13 protein-coding genes are annotated in these 17009 nt (G+C 67.8%); 8 read left to right on the forward strand and 5 right to left on the reverse strand.

All coding sequences use genetic code 11. The features are described 5' to 3' along the window. Nucleotides 1-320: 320 nt before the first annotated feature. The 5 genes from OXM58_17565 to ppdK all read left to right on the forward strand — a co-directional run bounded on the left by OXM58_17565 (nt 321) and on the right by ppdK (nt 7222). The gene (locus tag OXM58_17565) at nt 321-1112 is read left to right on the forward strand and encodes a S49 family peptidase (protein ID MDE0150169.1); all 792 of its coding nucleotides are present in this window, start codon (nt 321-323) and stop codon (nt 1110-1112) included. Between the two features lie 14 nt (nt 1113-1126). Further along, nucleotides 1127-1384, forward strand: a complete 258-nt coding sequence (locus OXM58_17570; GenBank protein MDE0150170.1) for a hypothetical protein — start codon at nt 1127-1129, stop codon at nt 1382-1384. A 115-nt stretch (nt 1385-1499) separates the two neighbouring features. Beyond that, entirely contained in the window at nt 1500-2420 is a 921-nt protein-coding gene (locus tag OXM58_17575; GenBank protein MDE0150171.1) for a glycine--tRNA ligase subunit alpha, read from the forward strand. Beyond that, nucleotides 2413-4518, forward strand: a complete 2106-nt coding sequence (gene glyS / locus OXM58_17580) for a glycine--tRNA ligase subunit beta (protein ID MDE0150172.1) — start codon at nt 2413-2415, stop codon at nt 4516-4518. Before OXM58_17575 ends, glyS begins: the two co-directional genes overlap by 8 nt. Nucleotides 4519-4555: 37 nt before the next feature. Then, the gene (gene ppdK, locus OXM58_17585; GenBank protein ID MDE0150173.1) at nt 4556-7222 is read left to right on the forward strand and encodes a pyruvate, phosphate dikinase; all 2667 of its coding nucleotides are present in this window, start codon (nt 4556-4558) and stop codon (nt 7220-7222) included. A gap of 240 nt (nt 7223-7462) precedes the next feature. Here the strand turns inward: ppdK and OXM58_17590 are convergent, their stop codons facing one another. After that, entirely contained in the window at nt 7463-8356 is an 894-nt protein-coding gene (locus OXM58_17590) for a folate-binding protein (GenBank protein ID MDE0150174.1), read from the reverse strand. 116 nt (nt 8357-8472) lie between these two features. On the opposite strand from OXM58_17590, the gene OXM58_17595 reads away from it, so the two are divergent. After that, nucleotides 8473-9816: a dihydroorotase gene (locus tag OXM58_17595; protein ID MDE0150175.1), complete on the forward strand. Its 1344-nt coding sequence runs from the start codon at nt 8473-8475 to the stop codon at nt 9814-9816. Nucleotides 9817-9888: 72 nt separating this feature from the next. Next, entirely contained in the window at nt 9889-10695 is an 807-nt protein-coding gene (locus OXM58_17600) for a prolyl oligopeptidase family serine peptidase (GenBank protein ID MDE0150176.1), read from the forward strand. A 72-nt stretch (nt 10696-10767) separates the two neighbouring features. Here the strand turns inward: OXM58_17600 and OXM58_17605 are convergent, their stop codons facing one another. Both OXM58_17605 and OXM58_17610 read right to left on the reverse strand, forming a co-directional pair. After that, nucleotides 10768-11865: a M48 family metallopeptidase gene (locus tag OXM58_17605; protein ID MDE0150177.1), complete on the reverse strand. Its 1098-nt coding sequence runs from the start codon at nt 11863-11865 to the stop codon at nt 10768-10770. Nucleotides 11866-11868: 3 nt separating this feature from the next. After that, complete coding sequence (locus OXM58_17610) at nt 11869-13011, reverse strand: YjgN family protein (protein MDE0150178.1); 1143 nt, start codon at nt 13009-13011, stop codon at nt 11869-11871. Between the two features lie 137 nt (nt 13012-13148). Between OXM58_17610 and OXM58_17615 the strand changes: the two genes are divergently transcribed. Next, nucleotides 13149-14129 carry an oxidoreductase gene (locus tag OXM58_17615; GenBank protein ID MDE0150179.1) on the forward strand — a complete coding sequence of 327 codons (981 nt, stop codon included), beginning with the start codon at nt 13149-13151 and terminating at the stop codon, nt 14127-14129. A 25-nt stretch (nt 14130-14154) separates the two neighbouring features. On the opposite strand, the gene OXM58_17620 is transcribed toward OXM58_17615, so the two are convergent. Together OXM58_17620 and OXM58_17625 are read right to left on the reverse strand one after the other, a co-directional pair. Further along, nucleotides 14155-15264 carry a Fic family protein gene (locus tag OXM58_17620; protein ID MDE0150180.1) on the reverse strand — a complete coding sequence of 370 codons (1110 nt, stop codon included), beginning with the start codon at nt 15262-15264 and terminating at the stop codon, nt 14155-14157. A 130-nt stretch (nt 15265-15394) separates the two neighbouring features. Continuing rightward, nucleotides 15395-17008, reverse strand: coding sequence for a sulfatase-like hydrolase/transferase (locus OXM58_17625; protein ID MDE0150181.1), 1614 nt, complete (start codon nt 17006-17008; stop codon nt 15395-15397). Between the last annotated feature and the right edge of the window lies 1 nt (nt 17009).

The following is a 17009-nucleotide window of genomic DNA, read 5'->3' on the forward strand; positions in this document are numbered from 1 at the left end:
CGATGGGGGTGCCGTGCCTGTAGGGCCGTGCCTGACGCTACTGCACCCCCACCTGGCCTCCCCCTCTGAAGAGGGGGAGGGATGGGAAAGCGTCCACTGGCGGATACTTGTGGCCTTTTGCAGAGGAAGTCCGTGGGAATCCCAGGGGAAAGTCCGCCACATTGCCTTCCGCCGGACCGTTTGCAAATAAAGGGGGCAAATATAGGGGCGCCACATCGAGGCGGATCACAGCGGGGAGCGCCGTGCGGCGGGCGCGCCGGAAGAGAGGGTCGGGGGCGGAATTGTTCGGGCTCGGAAGACGGAAACCGACCGTTGCGGTCTTGCGGCTGAACGGCGCGATCGGCAACATCGGGCCGTTGCGGCGCGGCATGAACATCCAGCGCCTTGCCCCGGCGATCCAGCGCGCCTTTTCGGTCAAGGGGCTGAAGGCCGTCGCCCTGTCGGTCAATTCCCCCGGCGGCTCCGCCGTTCAGTCGGCGCTGATCTACCGCCGGATCCGCGATCTCGCCAACGAGAAGAACGTCCCCGTGCTGGTGTTCGTCGAGGACGTCGCGGCCTCGGGCGGCTACTGGCTGGCCTGCGCCGGCGACGAAATCTTCGCCGACGCCAACTCCATCATCGGGTCGATCGGCGTGGTGACCGGCGGCTTCGGCTTCGTCGAGGCGATCGGCAAGCTCGGCATCGAACGGCGCGTCTACACGGCCGGCGCGCGCAAGGCGATGCTCGACCCGTTCCGGCCGGAGAACGAAGACGACGTCGCCCATCTGAAGACGATCCAGAAAGACATGCACGACAGCTTCATCGACCTGGTCCAGCGCCGGCGCGGCAAGAAGCTGAAGGGCGACAGCCTGTTCACCGGCGAGTTCTGGACCGGCCGCAAGGCGCTCGAACTCGGCCTGGTCGATGCCCTGGGCGACATGCGCTCGGTCTGCCGCGACCGTTTCGGCGAGAAGGTGCGCCTGGTCGCGATCGGCGAGCGGCGCAGCTGGTTCAAGCGGCGCTTCGGCCTGGCGGGCGAGCGGGCGCCGCAGGAATCGTGGGGCATCGCGCTCGGCGCCGGCCTGCTCGCGGCGGTCGAGGAACGGGCCCTCTGGTCCCGATTCGGGCTCTAGGCGGAAGGCAGCGGATGTTCGGTCTCTCCATCGGCAAGATCCTGCTGATCGTCGTGGCGGTCGTCGTGCTGCTGCTGGGGTCGCGGATCTTCCGCCAGCTCAAGAGCAACAGCGGCGATTGGGGCTCGCGGGACGACGGACGGTCGCGGGGCGGCCCGACAGGGTCAGGCGAGCCGCCGGCGTCCGGCTCGGCGGCGGACCTGATCCAGTGCCGGGCCTGCGGCGCCTTCGCCGCCGGGAATTGCGGCAAGCCGGGCTGTCCGCTGGCCTGACGCGCTCTCTGTTTCCGGGCGCGCCGTGCGGCGGCGTGACCCGTGCGGCCACCCGGCGGTTTTGCCATAGTGCAGCGCACAATCCCGCCGCCCTCCCAAACCAGAATCCCACCCGATGGCGTCTGCCGTTTCGCGCGAGACCTGCTTCCAGCGGCTCATCCTGACGTTGCAGGATTTCTGGGCCGAGCGCGGCTGCGTCATCCTCCAGCCCTACGACATGGAGGTCGGCGCCGGCACCTTCCATCCGGCGACCACCCTGCGCTCGCTCGGGCCGGAGCCGTGGAACGCGGCCTATGTCCAGCCCTCGCGCCGGCCGACCGACGGGCGCTACGGCGAGAACCCGAACCGGCTCCAGCACTATTACCAGTTCCAGGTGCTGCTCAAGCCGTCGCCGCCGGACAGCCAGGCGCTCTATCTCGACAGCCTGCGCGCCATCGGAATCGACCCGATGGCCCACGACATCCGCTTCGTCGAGGACGATTGGGAAAGCCCGACACTGGGCGCCTGGGGTCTCGGCTGGGAGGTCTGGTGCGACGGCATGGAAGTCACCCAGTTCACCTATTTCCAGCAGGTCGGCGGCATCGACTGCAACCCGGTCTCCGTCGAGCTGACCTACGGGCTGGAACGCCTCGCCATGTATATCCAGGGCGTCGACAACGTCTACGACCTGGACTGGGACGGCGTCCCGAAAGACCAGGGCGGCGTCACCTACGGCGACGTCTTCCTGCAGGCCGAGCGCGAATTCTCGGCTTTCAACTTCGAACTCGCCGATACCAAAAAGCTGTTCCGCCATTTCGAGGACGCGGAAGAAGAATGCCTGGCGTTGGTCGAGGCAAAAAAGCCGCTGCCGGCCTACGACCAGTGCATGAAGGCGAGCCACCTGTTCAACCTGCTCGACGCCCGCGGCGTCATCAGCGTGACCGAACGGCAATCCTACATCCTGCGGGTGCGGACGCTCGCCCGCGCCTGCTGCCGGGCGTGGCTCGACAGCCAAACCCCGTCAGCGGCGGACGTAGCGGAAGCCGCCGATGCCTGAGTTGCTGCTGGAGTTGCTGTCCGAGGAAATTCCGGCCCGGATGCAGGACCGGGCGCGCGCCGACCTTGAGCGGCTCGTCACCGGGGGGCTGAAGGAGGCCGGGCTCGAACATGGCGACGTCTGGACTTTCTCGACCCCGCGCCGCATCGGCCTGAGCGTCGGGGGTCTGCCCGAGCGGCAGCCCGATGTCCGCCAGGAGCGCAAGGGCCCGCGGGTCGGCTCGCCGGACAAGGCCATCGAAGGCTTCCTGCGCTCGGTCGGCTTCGACAGTCTCGACGAGTGCGAGGTGCGCGAGGCCAAGGGCGCGGAGTTCTGGTTCGCCGTGATCGAGCGCAAGGGTGCGGCGACGGCGGACGCGCTGGGCGGCATCGTCACCGGCGCGATCCGCGCGATGGGCTGGCCCAAGAGCATGCGCTGGGGCGGCTCGGCCTTCCAGTGGGTGCGGCCGCTGCACAACATCCTGTGCCTCTTCGACGGCCGGCCGGTCGCCGGGAGCTTCGACATCGGCGGCAGCGAAGCGCTGGCCTTCAACGGAACGACCGTGGGCCACCGATTCCTGGCGCCGGGCGAGATTGCCGTCGAGTCGGCCGCTGACTATCGGGCAAAGCTGGAAAAGGCGTTCGTGCTGGTCGATCCCGATGAGCGGCGGGCGCGGATCGAAGCGCAAGCGGGCGCCCTTGCCGCCAGCCTCGGCTCTTCGCTCCGCGAAGATCGGGCGCTCCTGAACGAAGTCACGGGACTGGTCGAATGGCCGGTCGCTGTGGCCGGCAGGATCGATGCCGAGTTCATGGACCTGCCGCCGGAAGTGCTGATCACCTCGATGCGCAGCCATCAGAAGTATTTTGCGCTCGAAACCGCCGACGGGCGAATGGCGCCCCATTTCATCGCCATCGCCGACATGGAAACCGGCGACGGCGGCAGGTCGGTCGCCGCCGGCAACGAGCGCGTCCTGCGCGCCCGCCTCGCCGACGCGCAGTTCTTCTGGGATCAGGATCTCGAAATACCCCTCAGCGGGCGGGTCGAAGCGCTCGAAGGCATCACCTTCCACGCCAAACTCGGTACGGTCCTCGACAAAGTAGGTCGAATTGAGAAACTTGCTGGCGAACTGGCAGATCTGATCCATGCCAATCGACGAAGAACAACGCATGCCGCGCGGCTGGCCAAGGCCGATCTCACCACTGGCATGGTGGGTGAGTTCCCCGAACTACAGGGCATCATGGGGCGCTACTACGCCCTTGAGGACAGGGAGCATCCAGAAGTCGCGGAAGCCATCGCCGAACACTATGCACCCCAGGGACCGTCCGAAAAATGTCCGCAAAGTCGTGTGAGCATCGCGGTGGCTCTGGCGGACAAGATCGACACGCTGGCTACCTTCTGGGCGATTGGCGAAACGCCGACTGGGTCGCGCGATCCCTACGGGCTGCGCCGTGCCGCGCTCGGGGTGATCCGCCTGATCCTGGAAAACAATATACGCCTGCCTTTGATGGGAATGCTCCGGCAGGCGGCCGAAGGGGCATTGAGGCCCGCTATAGCGAGCGGGAGTTTAACGAGCCTGAACCGGGACGAGGGGCCGCAACAGGCATTTCAGTTCATCGTCGACCGGCTGAAAGTCCATCTCAGGGACCGTGGCGTGCGCCACGACCTGATCTCCGCGGTCTTCGCCAAGGGAGACGAGGACGATCTCCTTCGGCTGCTGGCGCGGGTCGATGCGCTCGACAAGCTGCTCGGCTCGGATGACGGTGGAAACCTGCTAACTGCCTATCGCCGGGCCGCCAACATCCTGCGGATCGAGGAGAAGAAGGACGGCCGCAGTTACGAGGGCGCGCCGGCGGTCTGCCTGCTGAAAATGGCGGAAGAAACCGATCTCTCCAAGGCGCTGGACACCGCCGCTGCCGAGGCGGAGCGCGCGCTGGAGAAGGGAGCCTTCGGCGAGGCCATGACGGCGCTGGCCAAGTTGCGCGAGCCGATCGACCAATTTTTCGATAAAGTGACCGTCAACGACCCGGACCCCGCCCTGCGCGAAAACCGGCTGCTGCTGTTGTCCAGCATCCGCACGGTGATGGACAGCGTCGCCGACTTTTCGCGGATCGAGGGCTGATGGCCGGCCCGGACCGTAAGCGGGCTGCGGCGCGCCGATGACGCGGTGGGTCTACAGCTTCGGCGCCGGCGCCGCCGAGGGCTCGGCCGGGATGGCGGACCTGCTCGGCGGCAAGGGCGCCAACCTGGCTGAAATGAGCGGCATCGGCCTGCCGGTGCCGCCCGGCTTCACGGTCACGACCGAAGTCTGCACCTGGTACTACGACAACGGCCGGGCCTATCCCGGCGATCTCGCCGGGCAGGTCGCCGCCGGCATCGCCGAAATCGAGGCGACCGCCGGCCGCCGGTTCGGCGATCCGGCCGATCCGCTGCTCGTCTCCGTCCGCTCCGGCGCCCGCGCCTCGATGCCCGGCATGATGGATACCGTGCTCAATCTCGGCCTCAACGACGCGACGGTCCGCGGCCTTGCCGAAAGCGGCGGCGACGCCCGCTTCGCCTGGGACAGCTACCGCCGCTTCATCCAGATGTACGGCGCCGTCGTGCTCGACGTCGATCACGACGAGTTCGAACGCGAGCTGGAATACGTCAAGGAACGGCGCGGCGTTTTCCTCGACACCGAACTTGGCGCCGACGACCTGGAAGCCCTGGTCGGCCGCTACAAGGAGATCGTGCAGGAGCAGACCGGCGCCGCCTTCCCGCAGGACCCGAACGCCCAGCTCTGGGGCGCGATCGGCGCCGTCTTCGGGAGTTGGATGAACGCCCGCGCGGTCACCTACCGGCGGCTGCACGACATTCCCGCCGCCTGGGGCACGGCCGTCAACGTGCAGGCCATGGTGTTCGGCAACATGGGCGAGGACTGCGCCACCGGCGTCGCCTTCACCCGCGATCCCTCGACCGGCGACGGCCGCTTCTTCGGCGAATTCCTGGTCAACGCCCAGGGCGAGGATGTGGTCGCCGGCCTCCGCACGCCGCAGAATCTCACAATTGCCGGGCGCGACCTGCACGGACCCGACCTGCCCTCGATGGAGGAGGCGCTGCCCGGCGCATTCGCCGAGCTGACCCGTATCCGCGGCATTCTCGAACGGCATTACCGGGACATGCAGGACATCGAGTTCACCGTGCAGCGCGGCAGGCTCTGGATGCTGCAGACCCGCAGCGGCAAGCGCTCCGTCCAGGCGGCATTGAAGATCGCCGTGGACATGGTGGACGAAGGCATCCTCGACCCGGCCGGCGCGATCGCCGCCCTCGACCCGGCGCAGCTCGACCAGCTGCTTCACCCGACGCTCGATCCGGCGGCGGACGTGACGATCTTCGGGCGCGGCCTCGCCGCATCGCCCGGTGCGGCGACGGGTGCCGTGGTCTTCTCGGCCGACGAGGCGGTCGCCCGGTCCCAGGCCGGCGAGGCGGTCGTCCTGGTCCGGGTCGAAACCAGCCCGGAAGACATCCACGGCATGCATGCCGCCGCCGGCATCCTGACGACGCGCGGCGGCGCGACCAGCCACGCAGCGGTGGTGGCGCGCGGCATGGGCCGGCCCTGTGTGTGCGGCGCCGGCGATATCAGGGTCGATTACGAAGCCGCCGAAATGGCCTGCGCCGGCCGGGTCGTGAAGGCCGGGGAGCAGATCACGATCGACGGCGCGTCCGGCCGGGTCATGCTCGGCGAGGCGCCGCTGATCCAGCCGGAACTGTCCGGCGATTTCGCGCGCATCATGGAATGGGCCGACGATCTGCGCCGCATGGCGATCCGCACCAATGCCGAAACGCCGGCCGAGGTGCGCACCGCGCGGGAGTTCGGTGCGGAAGGCATCGGCCTGTGCCGCACCGAGCACATGTTCTTCGACGAGGACCGCATCGTCGCCATGCGCGAGATGATCCTCGCCGACGACGCGTCCGGCCGGCGCGCGGCACTGGAGAAGCTCCTGCCCATGCAGCGCCGGGATTTCGCCGAACTGTTCGGCATCATGGCCGGGCTGCCGGTGACGATCCGGCTGCTCGATCCGCCGCTGCACGAATTTCTGCCGCACAGCGAGGAAGAACATGCCGGCGTCGCCGAAGCGGCGGGCGTGAGCGCGCGCGAGGTCCGGCGCCGCATCCAGCGCCTGAGCGAGGCCAACCCGATGCTCGGCCATCGCGGCTGCCGGCTCGCCGTCACCTTCCCGGAAATCTGCGAGATGCAGGCCCGCGCCATCTTCGAGGCGGCGGCCGAGGTGCAGGAGAAAACCGGCCGGCCGGTCGCGCCGGAGGTGATGATCCCGCTCGCATTTTCGATGGAAGAGGTGGCGCTGCTGAAGGCCGTCATCGACCGGGTGGCGTCAGAGGTTGCCGAACGGACCGGCGTCGCAACCGAATACCTGGTCGGCACCATGATCGAACTGCCGCGCGCGGCGTTGCAGGCCGGCGAAATCGCCCGCGAAGCCGCCTTTTTCAGCTTCGGCACCAACGACCTGACCCAGACGACCTTCGGCCTGTCGCGCGACGACGCGGGCAATTTCCTGCCGGCCTATGTCGAGCAGGGGATCGTCCCGAAGGACCCGTTCGTCTCGCTCGATGTCGAAGGCGTGGGCGAGTTGGTGCGGATCGCCTGCGACCGCGGCCGGGCGGCGCGGCCGGATCTCAAGCTCGGCATCTGCGGCGAGCATGGCGGCGATCCGGCATCCATCGCCTTCTGCGAGGAGATCGGCCTGGATTACGTCTCCTGCTCGCCCTACCGCGTGCCGATCGCAAGGCTGGCGGCGGCGCAGGCGAGGCTGCGGGGCAATCCCTGAGCCGGTCTTCCGCCGTTCGTTCCATCAACCGAACACCGTCATATCGACCGCAGCGGTCCCGCAGGGGCCGCGGAGCGGAGATATCTCTCCAGTACGGCGCGACGGACCGAAGCACTGCGCGGGAAAGATTTCTCCGCTCGCTTTGCTCGGTCGAAATGACGCGAAACGGGGCGTGGGTCGAAATTGCCGGGCAGCGGAGGATCGAATGCTGCACCGTCTCCCCGGCATTCCTGAAGTCGTTTATGCAGCGCCGGAAGCCGCATCGCCTTCGCGCAGCGCCGCCTTCAGCCACTCCGGCGGCGCCGGGTGCAGTCGCGTTTCGCCGCAACTCAGGCCGGTCTCCGTTTTGTCGATCGCCTCCGTCCGGGCGAGCACCATGACGAGGCCGCCGGCCGAGGAGCGGCATTCGCCGACCGGTTTGCCGCCGCGCTCGACCGTTGCGCCGCGCGCGGGTATCGGGCCCTCGACGTGCATCGGCGTCAGGCGGCGCTTGGCGAGTCCGCGATAATGCATCCGGGCGGTGACCTCCTGGCCCATCCAGCAGCCTTTCTCCCAGTCGATGCCGCCCAGCAGGTCGGCGTTGGCCTCGGCCAGCGTGGAGCGTTCGATTTCAAGGTCGCGCGAACCGTCCGGCAGGCCGAGCGCCAGACGGCGGCTGTCCCAGTCCAGCGGGTCGGCGGGGGCCAGACCGGCATCGGTCAGCACCCGCTCCACTGCGCTGCGCGCGCCGATGAGCCGGTAGCCGGCGTTCCGGTGCCGGGGATCCGGAAAACAGGCCCCAGCGCCGTCCGTCGGGGCGGGAGCTGCCGCTGTCAGGGCGACGACCAGATCGTCGGCCGCCTCGACCCGCGCGTCCGAGCGCAGCGTGTAGCGCCGCAGCCGCTTGCGCAGGTCGTCCGCCCGCGCTCTTTCGCAGTCCAGCAGGATCGACTCGCCGTCGGCGGCGAGGAAGAAATCGTGCAGAAATTTGCCCTGGGGCGTGACGAAGGCCGCCCAGACGCCGCGGTCCCGGCCGGCCTTCGCGACATCGTTCGAGACGATGCCTTGCAGAAACTCGATCCGGTCGGCGCCGGAAATGCGCAGAACCGCGCGGTCTTCGGCGACATGGTATCCGGTCATCGGCAACGGGCTCATTTCGGTTCCGGGCTCCCGTTATCTAGACGCACCGGGAAATCCTTCAACGCTGCGGCCGCCCGGTATAAGAACCGGTATATGAAACGGCCAGAGCGGCTCCGGCAACGGGCGACGGCATGAACGAAAATTCCTTCGACCTGACGATTTCCGGCGGCACGGTCATGACGCCGATGGGCCGGATCGAGACCGATGTCGGGGTCCGGGACGGCCGGATTGCGGCGCTCGGCGATCTGGGCCGGGCGGCCACCGCCGAGCGCTTCAATGCCGGCGGCCTGCACGTCCTGCCCGGCGTCATCGACACCCAGGTGCATTTCCGCGAACCGGGGCTGGAGCACAAGGAAGACCTGGAAACCGGCACGCGCGGCGCCGCGAAAGGCGGCGTCACGGCGATCTTCGAGATGCCGAACACCTCGCCGAACACCGATTCGGCCGACGCGCTCGCCGGGAAGCTCCGCCGGGCCGAGGGGCGGGCCTGGTGCGATTTCGCCTTCTTCCTCGGCGCGACGGATGCCAACGCCGGGGCACTCGGCGCGCTGGAGCGGCTGCCGGGCTGCGCCGGCGTCAAGATCTTCATGGGCAGTTCCACCGGCTCGCTGCTGGTCGCCGACGACGCGACCCTGCGCCGGGTGCTCGCAAGCGGCCGCCGCCGGGCCGCCATCCATGCCGAGGACGAAGACCGGCTGAACGCGCGCAAGGCGCTGCTCGACCCGGCGGCCGGGGCCGTGCAGCATCCCCATCTGCGCGATGTCGAATCAGCGGTGCTGGCCACCCGGCGCATCCTCGCGCTTGCCCACGAGACCGGCCGGCGCATCCATGTGCTGCATATCTCGACGGCCGAGGAACTCCCGCTGCTCGCCGCAGCGACGGACGTCGCGACGGTCGAAACGACGCCCCAGCACCTCACCCTGTCGGCGCCGGAATGCTACGAGCGCCTGGGCAGCTATGCCCAGATGAACCCGCCGATCCGCGACGCCCGGCACCACGAGGCGCTGTGGCAGGCCGTCGCCGACGGCGTGATCGACGTGATCGGCTCCGACCATGCGCCCCATACCCGGGAGGAGAAAGACCGGCCCTATCCGTCCACCCCGTCCGGGATGCCGGGGGTGCAGACGCTGGTCCCGCTGATGCTCGACCATGTCAACGCCGGGCGGCTCAGCCTCGAACGGTTCGTCGACCTGACCAGCGCCGGTCCGAACCGGATCTACGGCATCGCCGGCAAGGGCCGGATCGCGCTCGGCTACGATGCGGATTTCACCGTCGTCGATCTCAATGCGCGGCGCACGATCGCGAACGACTGGATGGAAACCCGCTGCGGCTGGACGCCATTCGACGGCCAGACGGTGACCGGATGGCCGAAGGCGACGATCGTCCGCGGCGCCATCGTCATGCGCGACGACGAACTGCTCGGCCGGCCGGGCGGGACGCCTGTCGCCTTTCAGGAATGCCTGACCGTTGAATGACGCTAAGAGGGCCATTCCGGCAGACTGAAGTCAACGCTATCGTCGCCAGTGGACAGGAGCGCAGCCGTCCAGATGAAGCATCACGCGAAAATCGTTTCCGCCATCGCCGTATCGGCCTTGTTGACGGCCGGCGCCGCACCGGCGCAGGCCGAGAAATGCGCCGATCCGGACAACATCACCTACGTCCAGGGGCGCGATCATTGCCTGGCGATCCAGACCTATTGGGCGGGCGGCAATCCCGATACGCTGGCGATCCATTTCCACGGCGATGTGCCGTCCGGACGGCCGGTCGATTTCGTGTTCGGCATTGCGCGGGCGGTGGCAAGACGCGGCGCCAATGCCGTCGTGCTGATAAGACCCGGATTCCGGGGCGCCGGCCGCAGGTCGTCGGGCACGGCCACGCACGACCAGTTTTCATTCATGAGCCGTGGCCGCGACGAGATCGAAAGCATGGGGGACGCCGTCGCGCGGCTGAAGGCGCACCATCGGGCGAAACGACTCGTCCTGACGGGCACGTCCGGCGGCGCGCTGATCGCCGGCGTGCTGCTTGGCATGAGGCCGGATCTGGTCGATGCCGTCCTGCTCATTTCCTGTCCCTGCGACGTTCAGCAACTGCTGTTCGAAAAGGGGTTCCGCAGATCGGAATTCACGCAGTCGCCCCACAAATGGCTGGAAAAAGCCAACCCCAGGGCGAAGATCGTTGCGGTTTCCGGCAGCGCCGACCGCACCACGCCGCCGCACCATGTCGAGAAGTATATCGCGGCAGCCAGGGCCAGGGGGCACGATGCGCAATTCCTGATCGTTCCCGGCGCGGGACACGGGGGCCGTCCGTTCGGCCCGATCGTCGGGTTCGCGCTCGACGATCTGTTCAGGCGCTGATCCGAATCTCCCGCCCGGGCCGTTGTCCCCTGCTTCGCCGGCGCGACCGGCCGGGGGAACGCGGCGTCTCCGTTACCGGTCGCACATCCGGCGGACGGCCTGCCATTCGGAGTCGGACATCGCGGGGCGCGTCCCCGTCGCGTGCGTCTTGACGAATTGCGCCCGCCCGCGCGTAGCGGGATGCGACGCAAAATACCGGCCGATCGATTTATCCTCTTGTCCGGTCTCACGGACCACCATCTGAAAGAACGCGTGAAAGCCCCGGCCGGAAATATTCGCCCGGTTCAGCATCTCGACGGCGATCCGGTCGGCTTCCCGTTCGGCATCGCGGCTGAATTTCGATGTGGCCAGGTTCTGCGCCATGTCGGTCGCTATGCCGGCAAAGCCCGAAGTGTCGCCGATCAGGGCGCTCATAACGAAGCTGAGGCCGAGCGCCTTGACGAGGTTTTCCATGCCGTGGCGCTCGATGACATGGCCCATCTCGTGGGCCATCACACCGGCAAGTCCGTCGGCGTCGGCGGAATTGTCGATCAGGCCGCGAAACACGACGATATAGCCGCCCGGCGCGGCGAAGGCGTTGACCGTCCCGTTGTCCACCACGGTAACGCGGAAGCGGTAGCGCGAGGGCTTGGTGGCGGACAGGCGCTGCACGAGGCGTGCGAAGGCCAGTTGCCCGGAACTTCCCGTACACAGGCGGGAATTGGCAGCCATCAGAGCGAGCGCCTGGCGCTGGACGGTGCGCCCCAGCCCTTCCTCCCAGGAGAGCGGCACCCAGGACGCGACCGGGCCGGCCGCGAGCGGCAGCAGGAACCAGAATCCGGCCAGGACCGCCGCCGTCGCCCCGATCCAGCCGGCCGCCCGGACCCTCAGGTTCGCGCCGCGCAGGTCTTTCCGGCTCAACCGGCCTGCATGGGGGCGCAACCGGTCGAGAAATGCGCTGTCGGCGACGGTCAGGCGCGCCTCGCCGGCGCTGCGCTTCAGGCGGAAGGGGCGGCCGGCGTAAGCCTCGTCAACCAGCCGCAGATCGTCGAACGGCCACGCTTCTGCGACCGCGCCGTCGTCGGATTCGATAAGCAGGCCATCGACCCCGATGGTCATCCGGACGCTGTGCCGCCGGGCCGTCCGGCCGTCCGTGTAGGTTCCTGCGGCGGAGGCGCCCCGGTCCGGCATCGCTCAGATCATTCCGATGCCGAAGAACTCCATCAGACCTTCGCCGTAACGCGGGGTTCCGACCTCGGTCTGGCCGATCGCCGTGGTCCGGATGTCGCCGTGAATTTCGACATGCCGAACGATGAAGCGCGTGGTGCGCATGACGACATAGGGATAGGCGAAGCCCAGGGTGAAAGCCATCAGCAGGAAATTGGGAATGCGCAGCTTGAAGACGTCCTTGAAGGTGACATCCGCCCGAAAGCGGACCGAACCGTAGGTGAGAGTCTTTGCAATATTGCGCACCAGCGCCGCCTTGTAGGCGCAGATCAGCAGCTGATAGACGATCAGAGGCGTCAATTCGATCGCGATTACGATTATCTGCATTCGCACCGGATCGACGGCAGTTCCGTGATCCATGACCTGTCCGCCGAGTCCGACGGTTGCCAGGCCGGCAATCATCGCGCCGACAGCGGCAGCGGTGCCGATCCAGGCCAGGGCATATCGGCTGTAAAGACCATCGGCATCGAGGTGCGAATCGAACTTTCCGTTGCCGAACCAGGCACGGCCGAGCCGGTATTTGAACACCACGGAATCGGCCCAGGGCTTGGTCCAGCCGAGGGTCAGGACGTTGAGAAATCCCAGACCGAGGCCCAGAAATCCGTATCGCCACGCCGATCCCTCCATGCCGCCGCGAATCCCGAGCCACGACGTCCGCCCGATCCGGTAGCGATAGGCCGCGAACAGCGCGACGTAGTAGAACAGCATCAGGACCGGGATCGCCAACAGCATGATGGCGACGAAGAGGATCAACCTGTTGAGCTTCGTGCCGCCAAATTCCTCCCCGGAGTCCGGCAGTTCGACGTCCAGCCCGAAATAGAGGCCGATGATCGGCCCGTAGATCACGACAAGGGCGAACAGGAAGCCGAGGAACAGTTCGATTCCGCGCCCGGTATATTCCAGCGGCTCGCCGAGCAGGCTCGTCTGGCTCCAGACATAGCGGCGGATGCGGGTCCGGCCCCAGAAGCGGTAGATGCCCAGCGTGAGGATGGACAGCGCCAGGTTGATCACGAAGATGACGAACAGTTCGCCGCTGCGCCCGCCATGGGTCAGGCGGTGGATCGGCGGCCAGACTGCCGATGCCGCTTCCGGGGCGGTTCCGTTCGTCATCGCGCCTCGACTAAATTCGCCGCGCCTGCCTTGCATTGGCGGGCAAGACCTGATTTGACAGGCGGAAACCCGGCGCGGCCCTGGCGGCGCGCCGGTCCCTGCCAGCCCTTGAGATACCATAACCCCGTGAGACCGGCATGACCTTCCGCGCCATCCTGCTCGAAGAAGACGACGGCACCGTTACCGGCTCGGTGACGGAGCTTGACGAAGACCGGCTGCCCGAAGGCGACGTCACCGTCCGCATCGACTATTCCGACCTCAACTACAAGGACGGCCTGATTCTGAAAGGCCTGGCCCGCCTGGTGCGCACCTATCCCCATGTGCCGGGAATCGATTTTTCCGGCACGGTCGAGAACTCGGCGTCGCCGGATTTCGCACCGGGCGACCGGGTGGTCCTGACCGGCTGGGGGCTCGGCGAGCGCCATTGGGGCGGCTTCGCCCAGAAGGCGCGGGTCAAGGCCGGCTGGCTGGTCAAGGTGCCGGACGCGCTCAGCAATCTGCAGGCGATGGCGATCGGCACGGCGGGCTTCACGGCCATGATCTCGGCGATGGCGCTGGAGGATGCCGGGCTGCGGCCCGGCGCCGGCCCGGTGCTGGTGACCGGCGCCTCGGGCGGCGTCGGCAGCGTCGCCGTCGCCATTCTGGCGGCGCTCGGCCACGAGGTGACGGCCTCCACCGGCAAGTCCGGCGAAGAGGACTATCTGCGCGGCCTCGGCGCCGCCAACGTGATCGGCCGGCTGGAAGCGACCGGCCGGCCGCTTGAGAAGGCGCAATGGGCGGGCTGCGTCGATACCGTGGGCGGCGCAACGCTGGCGACCGCCGCCGCACAGATGGGCCTGCACAGCGCGGTCGCGGTCTGCGGCAATGCCGGCGGCAACGATCTCGCCACCACCGTCCTGCCCTTCATCCTGCGCGGCGTCAGCCTGCTCGGCATCGATTCGGTGATGTATCCGGCCGCGCCGCGCAAGACGGCCTGGCAGCGCCTTGCCGCCGACCTGCCGATCGGGAAGCTCGAAGCCATGACCGAAGTGATCCCGCTCGGCGAAGCCTTCGCCGCCGGCGAAACCATCCTGAAAGGCGGCGTGCGCGGCCGCACGGTGATCGACGTCAACGCCTGAGGCGTGCGGGACGCGCAGTTTCGGTTCAGCCTTCGGTTACGATTTCGTAGCTCGTACTGCGCCCGCCGGCGGGGCCGCGCACGAGGATGCCGCGGTCGATCAGGTCGCGGATGTCCCGGTGCGCCGTGTCCTGGGAGCAGTTGTTCATCGTCGCCCATTTCGACGAGGTGAGCTTGCCCTCGAAGCCGTCGAGCAGCCGGTTGAGGGTCTTCGCCTGGCGCGGATTGAACGCTTCGGCGGCATGGACCTCCCAGAACCGGGCCTTGTGGAGGACGGCGGCGAGCGTAGCGCCAGCATCCCCGATGGCGCGGGCGAGACAGTCGATGAACCAGACCTGCCAGGTCGTAATGTCGAGAGTGCCTCGCTGCGTCGATTCGAGGAGGTCGTAGTACACGCTGCGCTCCGCCCTTATCCGGGCGGACATGCTGTAGCAGCGCTCCGGGCTGTCGTCTGAGCGGGCCAGCGCCATGTCGGCAATGGCCCGGGCGATGCGCCCGTTGCCGTCGTCGAACGGATGCAGCGACACGAACCAGAGATGGGCCATGCCGGCGGCGAGCACAGGATCCATGGTTCGCGCGCCCTCGAACCAGTCGAGGAATGCCGCGATTTCTCCCGCGAGGCGTTCGGCCGGTGGCGCGGCATAATGAACGTGCTGCCGCCCGAGCGGGCCGGAAACGACCTCCATCGGTCCGTCGGCGTCGTCGCGCCACGCGCCGATCCTGATCCGCCGCATGCCGCTCCGCCCGGTCGGGAACAGGGCGGCATGCCACGAAAACAGGCGCTCTTCGGTCAGCGGCGCCCCGTAGTTCCGGGTCGCGTCGAGGGTCATATCCACGATGCCGTCGACATCGCGGTCCGAGGGCGGCAGGCCGCCGGCATCCAGTCCGAGGCGGCCCGCAATCGACGAGCGGACCCGGTCGGGGGCGAGGAATTCGCCTTCGATCTCGCTCGTTTTCACGACATTTTCGGTCAGCGTGCTCAGGGTCGCTTCGCTGCGCAGGTCGAAGCCCAATGCCTCCATCCGGCCGAGCAGCCGCCCCTGGGCATGGCGCGCGGCGGCCAGCGGGCCGGTGAGCCGGGCCTGGTCCTGCCGGAAGCGCGGCCAGTCGGCGCGCTGCCAGATATACATGGTTATTCTCCGCAATTTATGCAGAGAATATAGCGGATAATCTCCGCACAGCAAGATTTTCACCGTAATTTATGCGGAGAATAGGGCCGTCATTCTCCGCACCGCCGGGTATAGGCACCGAAAACGGTGCCCGTCCTCACGCGATGGCGGTCGGGAAGGGGCTGCGGTCGACGGTCTCGATCTCGGCCTTGGCCAGGCGCTCCAGCATGTCCGCCCTGACCGCGGTATGGGCCGGATCGCCGTACAGGTTCGTCAATTCGTGCGGGTCGTTCTCCAGATCGTAGAGCTCGCAATGCCCGGCGCCGCTGTAGACCGACAGCCGCCAGCGCCGCGTGATCAGCGAGTGGACGCGGAAGTCGCGCTCGAAGCCCATGATTGCGCGCTGCTGGTCGTCCTCGATCAGGACGGCGCCGCCGCCCCGGTCGGTCAGGGTTGAAATCTCCGGCTCCAGGCTGCGGCCCTGGATGCCGTTATAGGGCACGATGCCGGCGCGGCTCAGCATGGTGCGGGCGATATCGACGGTGCCGGCCAGGGCGGAGCAGGCCGCGCCGGCGTTCCGGCCGTCCGGCTCGGCCCAGATGAACGGCACCTTGACCAGCGCCTGAAAGTGCATCGGGCCCTTGAGCACGATCCGGTGGTCGCCGAGGAAATCGCCGTGGTCGGCGGTGAAGACGACGATGGTGTTGTCGGCGAGGCCGAGGGCGTCGAGCCGGGCAAGGATCCGCCCGACGGCATCGTCGATCATCGAGATCATGCCGCAGGTCAGCGCCATCGATTCGCGCGCCTCCCGCTCCGTGACGGTGTAGGCGACCTGGCCGACATTGCGGCTGCCGTCGCCCGGCGGCCGGTTTTCCCACATCCACCGCAGCGTCGGCGGCGCCTGGTTGCTCAGCCGGTGGAAGCTTTCCGGCAGGTCGAAATCGGCCGGGTCGTACATGTCCCAGTATTTGCCCGGCGGCGTGAAGGGATGGTGCGGATCGGGGAACGAGGCCGTGAGGAAAAACGGCCGGCCGCCGCTTTCCTTCGCATAGGCGTCGAGCCAGCCGATGCTCTCATCGGCGACGTAGCTGGTGGGATAAAGCTCTTCCGGCACCGCGGTGCGCCAGCCCTGGGGCGCGACATAGTCGTGGGGCAGGGCGTTTTCCGGCCCGACCATGGTCGCCGGGTCGCCGCCCCGCGCCTTCATCCAGGCGATATAGGCGGCGCCGACCTTGTCGCTGTGCATCGTGGCGAGCGAGACATCCTCGAAGCCGTAGAAGGGCGTCGCGATTTCGCGGTCCGGATCCGCTTTCCAGGTCCAGGGCCGCTCTTCCTCATAGGCGCCGTCGGCCAGCGTCTCCGGTTTGCGCGCCTCGGCGAAGGCGTCGTCGCGCGGCTCGATCCGGCGCTGCATCGACGGCGGCTCGCCGGTCATGTTCTGGAGATGGCTCTTGCCGATGAGCGCGGTGCGGTAGCCTTCGTGCCGCATCAGGTCGACGAAGGTGTTCTCCGACAGGGCGAGCGGGATGCCGTTGTGCCGGACGCCGTGCAGCGACGGCATCCGGCCGGTCACCAGGGTCGCCCGGTTGGGCATGCAGACCGGGTTGGCGACATAGAAGCGGTCGAACCGGACGCCGCGGGCGGCGATGCCGTCGATATGCGGCGTCTTCAGGACCGGATGCCCGGCGCAGCCCAGATAGTCCGCCCGGTGCTGGTCGGTAACGATCATCAGGAAGTTCGGGCGTTTCCGGTCGGGTGCGGTATCGGCCATC

Source organism: Rhodospirillaceae bacterium (assembly GCA_028819475.1).
GTDB lineage: Bacteria > Pseudomonadota > Alphaproteobacteria > Bin65 > Bin65 > Bin65.

Bases quoted from the DNA above. Each gene is read 5' to 3' on its own strand.
- OXM58_17570 (MDE0150170.1), top strand. From the start codon at position 1,127: ATGTTCGGTCTCTCCATCGGCAAGATCCTGCTGATCGTCGTGGCGGTC.
- OXM58_17575 (MDE0150171.1), top strand. From the start codon at position 1,500: ATGGCGTCTGCCGTTTCGCGCGAGACCTGCTTCCAGCGGCTCATCCTG.
- glyS (MDE0150172.1), top strand. From the start codon at position 2,413: ATGCCTGAGTTGCTGCTGGAGTTGCTGTCCGAGGAAATTCCGGCCCGG.
- ppdK (MDE0150173.1), top strand. From the start codon at position 4,556: ATGACGCGGTGGGTCTACAGCTTCGGCGCCGGCGCCGCCGAGGGCTCG.
- OXM58_17590 (MDE0150174.1), bottom strand. From the start codon at position 8,356: ATGAGCCCGTTGCCGATGACCGGATACCATGTCGCCGAAGACCGCGCG.
- OXM58_17595 (MDE0150175.1), top strand. From the start codon at position 8,473: ATGAACGAAAATTCCTTCGACCTGACGATTTCCGGCGGCACGGTCATG.
- OXM58_17600 (MDE0150176.1), top strand. From the start codon at position 9,889: ATGAAGCATCACGCGAAAATCGTTTCCGCCATCGCCGTATCGGCCTTG.
- OXM58_17605 (MDE0150177.1), bottom strand. From the start codon at position 11,865: ATGCCGGACCGGGGCGCCTCCGCCGCAGGAACCTACACGGACGGCCGG.
- OXM58_17610 (MDE0150178.1), bottom strand. From the start codon at position 13,011: ATGACGAACGGAACCGCCCCGGAAGCGGCATCGGCAGTCTGGCCGCCG.
- OXM58_17615 (MDE0150179.1), top strand. From the start codon at position 13,149: ATGACCTTCCGCGCCATCCTGCTCGAAGAAGACGACGGCACCGTTACC.
- OXM58_17625 (MDE0150181.1), bottom strand. From the start codon at position 17,008: ATGGCCGATACCGCACCCGACCGGAAACGCCCGAACTTCCTGATGATC.